The sequence below is a fragment of the Vreelandella sp. EE27 genome, from assembly GCF_968206495.1.
Window position 1 is genome coordinate 3,043,393 of the sequence record NZ_OZ309109.1, and the last position, 12,644, is coordinate 3,056,036.

9 protein-coding genes and 1 tRNA gene are annotated in these 12,644 nt (G+C 63.5%); 3 read left to right on the forward strand and 7 right to left on the reverse strand.

Features of this window, described 5'->3' with window-relative positions; translation table 11 throughout:
* Positions 1–104: 104 nt before the first annotated feature.
* Genes ACWHVV_RS14225 through ACWHVV_RS14240 form a run of 4 tightly spaced genes read right to left on the reverse strand, consistent with a single transcriptional unit; the run spans position 105 to position 6,587 of the window.
* The gene (locus ACWHVV_RS14225; protein WP_447926820.1) at positions 105–971 is read right to left on the reverse strand and encodes a DUF7281 domain-containing protein; all 867 of its coding nucleotides are present in this window, start codon (positions 969–971) and stop codon (positions 105–107) included.
* Positions 968–2,179: a hypothetical protein gene (locus tag ACWHVV_RS14230; protein ID WP_447929163.1), complete on the reverse strand. Its 1,212-nt coding sequence runs from the start codon at positions 2,177–2,179 to the stop codon at positions 968–970. The genes ACWHVV_RS14225 and ACWHVV_RS14230 overlap by 4 nt, the downstream gene beginning before the upstream one ends.
* 53 nt (positions 2,180–2,232) lie before the next feature.
* Positions 2,233–2,859, reverse strand: a complete 627-nt coding sequence (locus ACWHVV_RS14235) for a condensin complex protein MksE (protein WP_447929164.1) — start codon at positions 2,857–2,859, stop codon at positions 2,233–2,235.
* Positions 2,860–2,897: 38 nt separating this feature from the next.
* Positions 2,898–6,587: an ATP-binding protein gene (locus ACWHVV_RS14240; protein ID WP_447926821.1), complete on the reverse strand. Its 3,690-nt coding sequence runs from the start codon at positions 6,585–6,587 to the stop codon at positions 2,898–2,900.
* 208 nt (positions 6,588–6,795) lie between these two features.
* Between ACWHVV_RS14240 and ACWHVV_RS14245 the strand changes: the two genes are divergently transcribed.
* Complete coding sequence (locus tag ACWHVV_RS14245) at positions 6,796–7,905, forward strand: pyridoxal phosphate-dependent aminotransferase (protein ID WP_447926822.1); 1,110 nt, start codon at positions 6,796–6,798, stop codon at positions 7,903–7,905.
* A 100-nt stretch (positions 7,906–8,005) separates the two neighbouring features.
* On the opposite strand, the gene ACWHVV_RS14250 is transcribed toward ACWHVV_RS14245, so the two are convergent.
* From ACWHVV_RS14250 to ACWHVV_RS14260, 3 genes are all read right to left on the reverse strand, one after another.
* Positions 8,006–9,319: a M10 family metallopeptidase gene (locus ACWHVV_RS14250; protein WP_447926823.1), complete on the reverse strand. Its 1,314-nt coding sequence runs from the start codon at positions 9,317–9,319 to the stop codon at positions 8,006–8,008.
* 305 nt (positions 9,320–9,624) lie between these two features.
* Entirely contained in the window at positions 9,625–9,981 is a 357-nt protein-coding gene (locus tag ACWHVV_RS14255; protein WP_447926824.1) for a RidA family protein, read from the reverse strand.
* A gap of 223 nt (positions 9,982–10,204) precedes the next feature.
* Positions 10,205–10,291, reverse strand: a tRNA-Leu gene (locus ACWHVV_RS14260).
* A 112-nt stretch (positions 10,292–10,403) separates the two neighbouring features.
* Here ACWHVV_RS14260 and queA point away from each other — a divergent pair.
* Both queA and tgt read left to right on the forward strand, forming a co-directional pair.
* Positions 10,404–11,435 carry a tRNA preQ1(34) S-adenosylmethionine ribosyltransferase-isomerase QueA gene (gene queA / locus ACWHVV_RS14265; RefSeq protein WP_447926825.1) on the forward strand — a complete coding sequence of 344 codons (1,032 nt, stop codon included), beginning with the start codon at positions 10,404–10,406 and terminating at the stop codon, positions 11,433–11,435.
* A gap of 69 nt (positions 11,436–11,504) precedes the next feature.
* Positions 11,505–12,623 carry a tRNA guanosine(34) transglycosylase Tgt gene (tgt, locus tag ACWHVV_RS14270; RefSeq protein WP_447529711.1) on the forward strand — a complete coding sequence of 373 codons (1,119 nt, stop codon included), beginning with the start codon at positions 11,505–11,507 and terminating at the stop codon, positions 12,621–12,623.
* The last annotated feature ends 21 nt before the right edge of the window (positions 12,624–12,644 follow it).

Genomic DNA, 12,644 nt, shown 5'->3' on the forward strand with positions numbered 1-12,644 from the left:
GCGTTTTGCCGATTTCCATCATCCTGACGCATGCGCATCATCCGGCAGTGCGCCTGAGTTTGAAGGACCAAATAGCGCGGGCCGCCCAATAGATAGATAGGCCATTATACTAGCCTCACACACACCTCCTCGCCCTCGAACCATTGCTGTAATAATCCCCGTTGCTGCTCCAACAGCGCTAGATAAGGCCTCAGCGGATGCTCCGGTGGCAGGCTAACGTGCAGTTGCCGCAGCCGTCGCTGATACGGCAACTGCACGGCGGGCTGGTGCAACGGGGTGGCGTGCTGGGTGAGCCATTCGATGCTGGGGAGTAGTAAATGGGTGGCGCCGGTGTCCAGCGCCAGCGTTATGCCCTTGGCATCGAAGTCGCCGGCGTAAAGATGCGGGCGGCGGGTTTTGCGCCACGCCTCAGCGAGCGAGGCGAAGCCGCCGCCGTAGTGGCTGTCCCCGCGGTAGGCGATGAGCGGTTGTGCGAAGCCTTTTAGCGCGGCGATGCTGGGGTCGAAGGCGTAGAAGCTGTCCAGGTTTTCGACCTGAATCAGCAGGCCGAAGGCGCCCAGGGAGAGGTCTCTCAAGTCGACATCGTGAATGCTGCGCGCTGCGTGGGTAATGCCGACGGTCGGCTGAGGGGCCATGTTGAGCAGCACCCGCCAAGCGCGGGGGCCTTCGCGGCCTTGTTTGTCTTCCTCAACACCTGCCTTCGCTTGGGCGCTGCTGGTCAAGCCGCTGAGCGAGCGGCCCAGCGGGGCCAGGTGGGCGCTTTCCAGCACCGCGTCGATCTCGGCGAGCAGTGCGGCGTCGAAGCGGAGCGCCTGGCTGGTCAGGCGCGGACCCAAGTCGATGTCCTGCTCGCGGCACCAGGCGACCACGTCGTCCACCCACTGGCGGCGGGGCCGTTCCACGCGGTCTTGTTGGCGCAGCAGGCGCTGCACGTCATTAAGCCCCGCGCGGGCGCGGCCGGGCAGGTTCATTGGGGCAGCGCCAGCTGTAGCGACACATCGCGGATCAGGCGCACGTCGTTGTAGTCGCTGGCAGGCTCCTCGGCCTGGTCGAGAATAAAGGCCTGCTGCTCGCTGCGCGGCAGGCCTTGGAACTCGGCGATGACCTCAAAAAGCCAGATTTCGTCGTTCCAAGTGAGCCCGCTTTGCTCCAGGTACTCCAGCGCGCTGACCGGCTGGGTTGGGACCGCGTCCACCACGTTGAGGTAGAACGTTTCCACGTCTTCTTTCAGCGCCTGCTGTCGGGCGGCCACGGCGGCGTCTTCCTGGGCGTGGGCGGGCCTGGCGGCGGTGGTCAGCTCGGCGGGGCGGCTGGGCGTGGGGATGGCGCTCAGCAGCGCGGCCAGTGTGGGCGTTTCCTGGGCGCGGTCAAGCGCAGCGGAGCCGGCGGCCACCATCGGTGCGGCGCGGTTGAAAAGCGCAGGCACGTCGCTGCGCTGGGCGTAGTTGCCGGGGGTGAAGCCGGGGTGTTCGCGTAGAAAGGCGGCCATGCCGGAAACAAGGCGGCTGCGCGCCTGCTGGTGACGAAAGCGCGCCATCAGCTCGATCAGGCGGTGCTGCACTTCGCGCAGGCTGGTGTAGTGCTGGCTGATCTGCTGCTGCAGCTGGCTGACCAGTACCTTACGCAGGGTGCCGTCGCTGCCCACCAGCTCGATCAGCTCATGGAAGTCGATCAGCGCCAAGCCGTCGAGCAGGCGCACCACCTGCTTCTGGGCGCGGTCGTTTTCGCGCACCTTGTCGCTTAGCTGGCTGACGAAGCCAAAGTCGCTGTTGAGCCGCTGCCAGAGGCTGTCGATGGCATCGGCAAAGCGGCCGTTCATGTCGTCCACCGCCTGGCGCAGCCGGGTGAGCTGCTGCTCCTGCTGCCAGTAGTCGCCGCGGCTGCTCGACTCGCGATAGCTGCCAATCAGGCTACGGATCAGCTCCAACGCCTCGGCCACGTCGGCATTGACGTGGCGGCGGGTCTCATCGGCGGTCATTTCGGCGATCAGCTCGCGCACCTTGGGCGTCAGCTTGACCCCGCCCTGCTCGTCCGGGCGCCAGACGATGCGCGCGGCCAAGAGCTTGCGCAGCGCACTGGTGCTGAGCCCGGCCAGCGGTACTTCGTCCTGGGTATAACCCTGCATCAACGCCTCGGCGTGGCGGCCCAAAAGGGCCAGGCGCTCCACGCCGGTGGTCATCTGGCGGCTTTCCAGGGCGGTCTCGGCGCTTTGAGTGTCGCGTTCGACCTCGCTCACAGCAGCGTCTCCTGGGCGGCGTCAACGTCATCCGCCACGGGCAGGTGCTCTTCGTCGCGAATGAAGCGCACCAGGTCGAGCAGGTACTCTACCTTGCCGGTCACCAGATAGACCTGGCGGTCGCCGTGGGGCTGGAGCAGGTAGCCGTGCTCTTTCAAACGCTTGAACACCTGCTTCACCTGGGCGTCGAGCTGGTCGCTCTGGGAGCCAAAGAAGGCGTCACCGGCCACCCGCTCGATGCGCTCGCGAAGGCTCGGGTTGTCTTCGCTTTTGGCCTGTAGCTCGCCGGGTTTGAGCACGTCCCCCGGGGCGGGCACGCTGTCGCGGCCAAGCGCCTCCTGGACCAACTGCAGCCACTCCAACAGCGGCAGCAGGCTGTGGAGCGTGTCGTTCAACTGGCGGGAGAGTTGCTCTCGGGCGGCGTCGTCAAGCTGGCGCCAGCCGAGGAAGTAGACGCTTTTGTCCTCGTTGGTGGCCAGGCGCCGGTTGAGCGGGCGCAGGTAGGCATCGAAGGCCTCGCGCAGCGTGTCATCCTGCAGGCGCTGGAAGGCGGCTTCGTCGCTCACCGCACAGACGAACTCCCCGGCCAACAGTTTTTCCAGCAGCGGGCCGTGGGGCAGCAGATCAAAGGATCGCGGGTCGTTAAAAAGTGAGTCATCACTCATACGGAGACCTCCTCGCTGCGGGCTTTCAGGCGTTCGGCCAGGCGGCTTTGGCGCGGTTCGATGCGTTTGAGCCGGCGCACGCCCGGCCTTTGCGCGTCACGGTCGATTAGGTAGCGGTTGTGAAACAGCAGCAGCACGTCGGACTCGGGGTTGGGGAAGGCGCCGACGATATGAATCCGGTTGCTGTCGCAGGCATCAAAAAGCTTTTCGACGTTGTGGTAGGCGAGCGTGCCGATCTCATCGATCGGCCAGTGAATGGCGATCTCGGCGCGCCCGCGCAACAGCCGGGTAAAGGCGAGCAGAAACTTGCACAGAATCAGGTACGCCATACCGTGGCTCGAGGATTCGAGCAGCTGGCGGTCGCTGCGGATGACCAGGTCGGTGCCGCCTTCGTTCAGGTGAAGCTCCAGGCGCAGCAGGCTCTCGAAGCTGTAGGGCTGGTCGTGGCGCAACAGATCCACCACATCCGCCAGGGCGTTCAAGTAATCGTCGCTTGGCAGCGTCTGGTCGGATTCGCGCCACGCCTTGTAACGCTTGGCGAAGAGCTTGAGCGGCTCCCAGAAGCCCAGCTCGTCGATGGTCGACTGAATGCGTACCTCGGCCTTTTTGATGCCGTCCAGGGCCAGGTCATCCGCCACTTCGTCGGAAAGCCGCTTGCTCTGGGCGCTGATACGTCGGTTAAGGTCGCTGAACACGGTAAAGAACTTGTCCAGGTCGTCGCTCAGGTTGCGCCCCTGCTGAACGAGCTGCTGCTGCTGGTCTTCGAGCAGTTGCAGCATGCCCGCCAGTATCGGCAGCAGCGCGCGGGGCTCGTCCGGGTCGTTGAGCCTGGCGCGTTCGCTTTCCAGCGCGTCGACAAAGCTCGAACTGGCGCCTTTTATCAGCTGGCTCTCGACCTCCTGGCAGCCCTTGCGCAGCGCGTCGCGCTCTTCCGCACGCTGTTTGAGCGCCTGGCGGGTGCGGGTGATGCGCTCCTGGCTATCGCCGGGGGTGGCCTGCTGGGGGCTGGGGTCGGCGGCAAGGTTGAGCTCGTCGAGCTGTTTCATCAGCGGTTTGAGCTCGCCAAGCAGCTCGTTACTTTCGCGCCGGGTGGCGTCAAGGGCGCTGATCTGGCGCTGGTGTTCGGCCTTGGTGGCCTGAAACCGCTGCTGCTTCTCGTCGCGCTGGCGTTGGGTGTCGCCGACCTCGCGGGTCAGGCGGCTCTCCTGCTCGACGAGTTCGGGCTTTTGCTGGCCCCAGCTTACGCGCATGAAGCGCTGGTAGGCCTCCAATTCTTCCTGGCGGGCAGCGGTCTCGCGAATGTGGCTTTCAAGCTCGCCAAGCCGGGTGCGGGTCTGTTTGAGGGTAACCGGGTCGACGCCCTGCTCTTCCAGCGCCTGCTCAAAGGCCTGCTCGACCTCGCGGCTCTGGCGCTTGTGCTCGTCGCGCAGCGCCTGAAGCTGCTCCTTGTACTGAGTGAGCTGGCGATCGAACGTGGCCAGGCGCTGCTGGGCGTCGGCCTTGAGTTCGAGCTGTTCGGCCTGGTAGGCGGCGTGCAGCGCGTCCAATGCCTCTTGACGTTCTTCTTTAAGGGCCTGATGCAGCGCCTGCTGCTCGTCGAGCGCCGCCTTACGCTCATTCTGACGGGCGCGCTGGGCGTCACCGTGGCGCGCCTGGCACTGGCGGCGGGCTTCAAGGGCGTACTCGACTTCCTGATCGGCGCGCTTGATACCTTGCTGCGCCTGGCCGAACGCCTCCTCACAGGCGCTGACTCGCTCGTTGTGGCGCTTGAGCTGCTTTTCGGCGCTGGCCACGTTGGCCTCTTCACGCAGCACCGCCTCCTCGGCGGCCTCGATGGCGGCCAGCAGGTTGGCTTCGTCCTGAGCGTACTCCGGTAGCTCGATGGCCTGAGTCTCGAGGGTAATGCCGAAGAGGCTCTCGGTCTCAAGCGGCGCCTCGACCAGGGTGGGCGCGAGGTCGCGGCGCTCCAGCAGCGCCGGGGCGATCACCTTGCCCAGGCGCTGCTCCCAGCCGGGGGCGTGGTAGCGCAAAAAGTGGCGCAGCGTGCCCTGGGCCGGGTCGCGCTGCTGGTGTAGCGCCTGGCGGTGCTGGTTGGCTGCCTGCAGGGCCTTGCGCGCATCCGCGTGGGTCTGCTCGGCGCCGTCGCGCTCGCGCTTGAGGCCCGTCAGTTCCTGGCGCAGGCTTTCGAGCTGGCTACCGGCGGCGTTGCGCTCGCCCTGGGCCTGGTCGACGCGGGTCTGCACCAACGCCGCCTCTTCGCTCTCTTCGGCGGTTGGCCCGCCGTGGTCGAGGGCGGCTTTTAATACCGCCAGCTGCTCGCTGGCCTGGGCCAGCCGGGTCTGGTAGCCCGCCTCCACCGTCTGGCGCTCGCCCTGATAGCGGGCATCGAGCTGCTGCTGGGCCTCCCACTGGGTTTCGCGGTAGCCGGCCTTCTCTTCGCCCAGGGCGTCCATTAGCGCCTGGGTCTCTTCGCTCTGGCGGGCCAACGTGTCGCCCAGCTCCCGCAGCCGTTCCTCCTTTTGCGCCTGGCTTGCCTGCACCGCTTCTTGCAGCGTGCGCAGGTGACGCGTTAGCTGCTCGTACTGCTCGCGCTTTTGGGGCAGGCCGTTGAGCGCCTGTTCCAGCCCCGGCATGTCGGCGGCCTCGAACGCTTCGAACTGCTGCTGTAGGTCGCTCAAATCGCGCTGAGCCTGCTTGAGTTCGCTCTCCTGCTCGCTGAGCTGGTCGTTGAGCCGGTCGCGTTCGGCCTCGAAGCGCACCCGCTCTGCCTCGAAGGCGCGCTGCTGCTCGGCGCGGGCGGCGTCGGCATCGGCCAGGGCGCGCTCGGCGCGGCTCAAGTCGGCGTCCAGCTGCGGCTTTAACTGCCAGAGGGTGGCGTCCAGGTGGGCGAGTTCGCGGTCGATACCGTGCAGGCGGGTCAGCGAGCGCTGCAGCGGCTCCAGGCGCATCGACTGGCGCATCTGGGCAATCCAGTCCCGGGCCTTGGCGCTGCGCACCCGGGTCACCGGCAGCTCCACGCCATCCTCTTCGAAGATTGCCGCCAGCATGGTCTTGAGGGTATCCATCTTGCCCTCTTTGGCGTGGACCGCCGAGACCAGCTTTTCGATATGGCGAATGCGGTGCTCCGGCGCGACCAGGCTGTACTGCGCGGCGAGCTGGCGTAGCTTCAATGCCTCCTTGCGGTTGCCGTGCATCGCCATGCCGGGGGTGGGAGTGAAGTCGTTCTGGATCACCGCGCGGTACTCGGAGGTCGCCGAAAGCTTGGAGGAGACGCTGATATTGTTGCGCCGCAGGCCGCTGGCCCACTGGGCGTACTCCAGCGCTTCCACGCCGTTCTCCCCCGTCACCAGGTAGTCTTCCGGCCGATAGGGCGCGGCGACGAAGCGGTACTCGACCCCGCCATCGCTTTTGCGCGTCAACACCGCCTGGCAGATATTACCGGCCTCGCGGCGGTACTCGTACACCAGGTAGCTGTTGCGGTGGGGCAGGTAGAACGCATCGAACTTCATGCGCGTCTTGGGCACGACCTTGTTGGGCAGCTCGCCATAAAACACCGGCACCAGCCGCTGGAGCGTGGTTTTGCCGGAAGCGTTGGTGCCGCAAATATTGGTGTGGCCATCCACACTCAGCTCGACCACGCCTTCCAGGTGGCCGTGAATCATCACGATGCGTAGCAGATGCGCCATGCGTGTCCTTGAGCGGTAGAGAGTCTAAATAAAGAGTCTAAAAGGTCTATCTTGCCAGACCTGCGCCATGGCGACACCTCTCCTTGGGGTCAGCGATTACCGACACTTTATGTAAGCGTTTAACTGCTGGATACTAAGCCCCAACTTTCTGGCCGCTTTCCATCGCGCTTGGCCAAAGCACGTGTCATTTGAACAGCAGGAAATCATCATGCCCCGCTACCCCGAGCACCTGACCGGCGAAGGCCCGGTCAATCCCTTCCCCGGTATCAAGGCCCTGGAGCGCCGTCTTGCGCGGGCCATTCCTCATCAGCTGGGCTCCAACGAAGGGCTGGATATGCCGCATCGGGCGTTGCGCGCGCACTTTGGTGATGCCATGACCGAGCACGCCTACCGCTACGGCGATGCCGAAGCCATGGGCGTGCGTACCCGCTTGAGCGCGCAACTGGGTACGCCGCTGGAGCACCTGCTGGTAGACGCCGGGGCGGATAGCCTGATTGCGCTGGCCCTGCGCACCACCTGCGAGGCAGGGGAAACGGTGATTGCGACAGCGGGCACCTACCCAACCTTTGGTTACTTCGCCAAAGGCCAAGGCTGTCGCCTGGTGGAGCCAAGCTACCGGGAAGCACGGGGCGTGTTGGCGCCGGATCTAAAAGCGCTGGCGGCCGCGGCGCACAAGGAAAACGCACAACTGGTCTACTTGGCCAACCCGGATAACCCCGGCGGCCACCTGCACGACGACGAGGCGATTCTCAAACTCCGCGAAGCGCTACCGGCTACCTGCTGGCTGTTGCTGGATGAAGCCTACGGCGATTTCCGCGACGATGCGGGCAGCGACTTTGCCGCCCGCGCCCTGCCGGGGGTGATTCGCCTGCGCACGCTCTCCAAGGCGCACGGTATGGCTGGGCTTCGTATCGGCTACGCGATTGCCGAGCCCGAGGTGCTTTCGATGATGATGAAAGTGCGTATTCACTACGCGGTGTCGTCGGTCGCGATGGCCGCCGCCGAGGTCGTGCTGGACAACCTCGATGAGGTGCACGCGCACGTAGCGGATGTCAAAGCGCGCCGCGAGCAACTGGCCGAGCACTTTCGCGCCCTGGGGGCGGATGTACTCCCGAGTGCCACCAACTTTGTCGGCATTCGCCTGCCAAACGCCGAGTTGGCCGCCACCGTTCACCAGCAGCTATTGGAAGAAGGTGTGCTGGTCGCGCGCCTGGCCCATCCAAAGCTTAATAACGTGATCCGCATTACCGCGGTGGCGGATGCGCTGGTGCCCGGGCGGCTGGCGCCGCTCGAGCAGGCAGTCAAAAGCGGTGCCTGATAGTGTCGGCCAGGGCCTTTGTTTGCCTCGTACAAAAAAGGCCCATCGACTAAGCGATGGGCCTTTTGGCAGCGCGGCGAATGGCGCTTAAGCCAGCGGCTTAGGCCAGGCTATAAAGGTCTTCACCGAACTGTACCTGCTGAATGCCGATCAGGATATTGGTGCCTTCATCGGCCCCCGCTACCTGCCACTGGCCGTTACCCGTCTGGGCAATCTGGTACTGGTCGACCGCCTGGCTAAAGGCGGCGGTGTTGACGCCGCCGTTGCCGATCAGGGTATCGTTACCGGCGCCGCCGAAGAACCAGTTATCGGCGTCGTTGCCGATGATTTCGTCGTCGAAGTCGGTGCCCACGACGGCTTCGATGACGGTACCCATCGCAATGGAGACGTTCTTTTCGGCTTGCTCGACGCGATCGAGGCCCACGTATTTGATACCGATATCGCTAAACTGGCCTTCGCGCAGATCGACCCTGGCGCCTACCTGCTGGTTACTCAGGTCGAACGTATCGAAGCCGCCACCATCCCAGATATTTTCGAACACCGGCTCGTCAGCGGAGAAGACGTAGACATCGTCGCCCGCGTTGTAGTCGGTATTGGCGCCATAGAGGTACTGGATGGCCGCCGCGTCGTAGAGCATCGGGCCTTCCGGATTCACGTAGTTGTACGTGTAGCTACCGTTGCCACTCTCTTCGAAGATATAGCCCATGTCGCGGTAGGGGCTATAGGACATCACGCTCAGTTGGTAGGTGTCTTCCGAGCCGGGAACGACCACGCCCGAGCCCGACTGCTCGAAGGAGTGCTTCAGCCCCAGGGCGTGGCCGATCTCATGCACCAGCGTATGGAAGTCGTAGGAGCCTTCTGCAAAATCGCTGTTCTGACTCGCGGTGTTGATCCACACATCGCCGCCCACCTCGCTGACGCTATAGTCCACCAGGTTGCCCTGCCAGTCGTTACGGTATTGAGCAATGGAGGGGTAATAAGCCCAGGCGGCGGCGTTATCGGTCACCGCGCCGGAGAAGCCAAAGCGCAGGTCGCCCTGGGTCTGAGCGTTGTCTGCCACTTCGACGAAATTGATATTGGCGACATCCGCCCAGGTCTGCAGCGCCTGGCGTACGGCCTGTTGCTGAGCGGCATCCAGCCCCACCAACTGGTTGGGTTCGCCACTGCCGTAGTTGGCCTGCCAGGTACTGGTTCGCACATTGGGAAAACTGTAGGTCAGCGTCACGCCATTACCTGACCCAACGCCCCACGCCGAACCGCCCAGTAGAGAGTCGATCATGTCATCGCCGGAATAGGCATACGTTTCATCGTAGCCGCGGCCGCCAAACTGCTGCGTCAGGTTGTAGTCGGAGACGTACTCGCTGCCATTGACGAACTCCACCCCCTCCATGGCCGTCGCTTGCGTGGCGCTCACCTGTGCCTGCGCCGTGTGGTTTTTTGATGCGTCCGCGAAGCTTCGTACTGCGTCTTGAAAATACTTCATTCCTGACTACTCCCCTGCCAAGCATATTGAATAATTAGATGAGTCATTATTGGTCTAAGCCGAAAGGCTTAGACGTTAGCTTAACTTAACTATTCATAGCCGTCAGTTACCCTTTGCCTTTCCTTTGCCTTTCATTTCCTGGCCTGCACGACGTGGCACGGGGGGGAATGCAAAAGCCCCGGCCTTAGCCGGGGCTTTTTAAACGCTGCCTCATACGGGCTAACGCCGGGGTGCTATCAAGCGTCCGGCAGCGCCGCGATCACCATGATCTCGACCTTCCACTCCGGCCTGGCGAGTTTGGCCTCGGTCGCGGCGCGCACCGGCGGCGTGTTGGCGCCGATCCAGGCTTCCCAGGCGGCGTTCATCTGGTCGAACTCGGCCATGTCGGTGACCCACACCTGGGCGGAGATCAGGTGCACTTTCGAGGAGCCCGCTTTTTCGAGCAGCTCGTCGATGCGCGACAGCACCTGCTCTGTCTGGCCTTTCATGTCGGCGCTGGCATCGCCCGGCACTTGGCCTGCCAAATAAACGGTGCCGTTGTGGATCGCCACCTGGCTCATGCGGGCGTTGCTGTCGTGATAGGTTACGCTCATGTCTTTTCTCCCAACCGTGATTAAAGATGCTTTGGGATAGTACATGAAGCAGTGGCGGGCGTGTCGAGAAACGCGCCCAGGGCAATGCGCGGGCACGGCGCAAAGGGCTTGCGCCTGAAAGGCTATTTAGCAGGACATAAAAGTAGTAGGGCGTAGAGTAGTAGCGCAGAAAACAGCAGGGCATAAAAAAGGGCCTGACGAAAAACGTCAGGCCCTCAAAAGATGGTACCGGTGGCCAGACTCGAACTGGCACGCCTTTTACAGCGGCGGATTTTGAATCCGCTGCGTCTACCAATTCCGCCACACCGGCAATGGCTGGGCATTATACGGAGAATCGCCGCCAGGTCAATCACATCGACTGACTTTATGATGCGAAAGCGCTATCCTATGGCGCCTGTTTGATCACTGAAAAGAGCTTGCCCATGCAGCGCGCGGACTTCCACTTCGAGCTACCCGATGAGCTGATTGCTCGCTACCCCTCCGAGCAGCGTAGCGACTGCCGTTTGTTGTGCGTCGATGCCGAAAACGGCGCGCTTGCGCATCGCCAGTTCACGGAGCTGACCGAGCTTTTGGCGCCGGGCGATCTACTGGTCTTCAACGACACCCGCGTGATCCCTGCCCGCCTGCACGGCCACAAGGCCAGCGGCGGCAAGGTGGAAATGCTTTTAGAGCGCCCGCTGGATAGCCACCGGGGGCTTGCCCACCTGCGCTCGAGCAAGTCGCCCAAGCCTGGCACCGAGCTGATCTTTGAAGGCGACATTCGCGCCGTGGTGGAAGCCCGCCATGATGCGCTGTTCGAGCTGCGCTTTTTGGGCGAGACGCCGATGATCGCGCTTCTGGAACGCCACGGCCATATGCCGCTGCCGCCCTATATCACGCGGGAAGACGAGCTAAGTGATCGCGAGCGCTACCAGACCGTGTACGCCCGCCGCGAAGGCGCGGTCGCCGCCCCGACGGCGGGGCTGCATTTCGATCAGCCGCTGCTGGACGCGCTGGCCGAAAAAGGCGTGGACAGCGCCTTCGTCACGCTGCACGTGGGCGCGGGCACCTTTCAGCCTGTGCGGGTGGACAACATCCTCGAGCACCACATGCACAGCGAGTGGATCGAGGTGTCCGAGGCGACCTGCCAGAAAGTGCGCGACACCCGCGCAGCGGGCAACCGGGTCATCGCCGTGGGCACCACCAGCGTTCGCTGTCTGGAAAGCGCCTGCCAGAAAAGCGCCGATGGCGAGATCGCCCCTTATAGCGGCGAAACCGATATCTTCATCTACCCGGGTTACGAGTGGCGCTGCGTGGATGCGTTGATCACCAACTTCCACCTGCCGGAATCGACGCTTTTGATGCTGGTCTCCGCGTTTGTGGGGTACGCGCATACCATGCACGCCTACCAGGCAGCGGTGGACGAGCGCTACGCCTTTTTCAGCTACGGCGACGCCATGCTGCTGACCCGTTGAGCACGCCTTCTTTTATTAGCGCTTCACCGACGATTATTGACGAGTACGACAATGCGAAATGAATGCTTTATGCGCTTCGAGCGCCTGGCGGAAGACGGCCGCGCTCGGCGCGGGCGCCTGCACTTTCCCCGCGGCACGGTCGAAACCCCGGCGTTCATGCCGGTCGGCACCTACGGCACCGTGAAAGGCATGACGCCGGAAGCGGTCAAGGAGATCGGCGCGGAGATCATCCTGGGCAACACCTTCCATTTATGGCTGCGCCCGGGCACGGAAGTGATCGAAGGCCACGGCGACCTGCACGATTTCGCCCAGTGGGATAAGCCGATTCTCACCGACTCCGGCGGCTTCCAGGTCTTTTCGCTGGGCGAGACCCGCAAGATCACCGAGCAGGGCGTGCACTTTCGCTCGCCGGTGGATGGCAGCAAGGTCTTCATGGGCCCGGAAGAGTCGATGGCCGTGCAGCGCTCGCTGGGCTCGGACGTGGTGATGATTTTCGACGAGTGCACGCCCTACCCGGCCACCTTTGACGAAGCCGAGAAGTCCATGGAGCTCTCGCTTCGCTGGGCCCAGCGCTCCCGCGATGCTCACGGCGATTCGCCTTCGGCGCTTTTTGGTATCATCCAGGGCGGTATGCACCCCGATCTTCGCGAGCGCTCGTTGAAGGGCCTTTTGGAGATCGGCTTCGATGGCCTGGCGATCGGCGGACTTTCCGTCGGCGAGCCCAAGGAAGAGATGATCAAGGTGCTGGACTATCTGCCCACCTGGATGCCGGACGACACCCCCCGCTACTTGATGGGTGTGGGCAAGCCCGAGGATTTGGTGGAAGGCGTGCGCCGCGGTGTGGACATGTTCGACTGCGTGATGCCGACCCGCAACGCGCGTAACGGCCATCTTTTCGTCTCCACGGGGACGGTCAAGATTCGCAACGCCACGCACCGCCACGACACGCGCCCACTCGATGACGAGTGCGACTGCTATACGTGTAAAAACTTCTCGCGCGCCTACCTGCACCACCTGGATCGTTGCAACGAAATGCTGGGCTCGATGCTCAATACGATCCACAACCTACGGTTCTATCAGCGCGTCATGGCGGATTTGCGCGCGGCAATCGAAGCGGGTACATTGACCGCCTTTGTGGAAGGGTTTTATGCCCAGCGCGGCCTGCCCGTGCCACCGCTTGCGAATTGATCGCCACGCGCTTTGGCGCGT

Coding starts and splice junctions, on each gene's coding strand:
- ACWHVV_RS14255 (WP_447926824.1), bottom strand. CDS start 9,981: ATGAGCGTAACCTATCACGACAGCAACGCCCGCATGAGCCAGGTGGCG.
- ACWHVV_RS14230 (WP_447929163.1), bottom strand. CDS start 2,179: ATGACCACCGGCGTGGAGCGCCTGGCCCTTTTGGGCCGCCACGCCGAG.
- ACWHVV_RS14245 (WP_447926822.1), top strand. CDS start 6,796: ATGCCCCGCTACCCCGAGCACCTGACCGGCGAAGGCCCGGTCAATCCC.
- ACWHVV_RS14240 (WP_447926821.1), bottom strand. CDS start 6,587: ATGGCGCATCTGCTACGCATCGTGATGATTCACGGCCACCTGGAAGGC.
- ACWHVV_RS14225 (WP_447926820.1), bottom strand. CDS start 971: ATGAACCTGCCCGGCCGCGCCCGCGCGGGGCTTAATGACGTGCAGCGC.
- tgt (WP_447529711.1), top strand. CDS start 11,505: ATGCGCTTCGAGCGCCTGGCGGAAGACGGCCGCGCTCGGCGCGGGCGC.
- queA (WP_447926825.1), top strand. CDS start 10,404: ATGCAGCGCGCGGACTTCCACTTCGAGCTACCCGATGAGCTGATTGCT.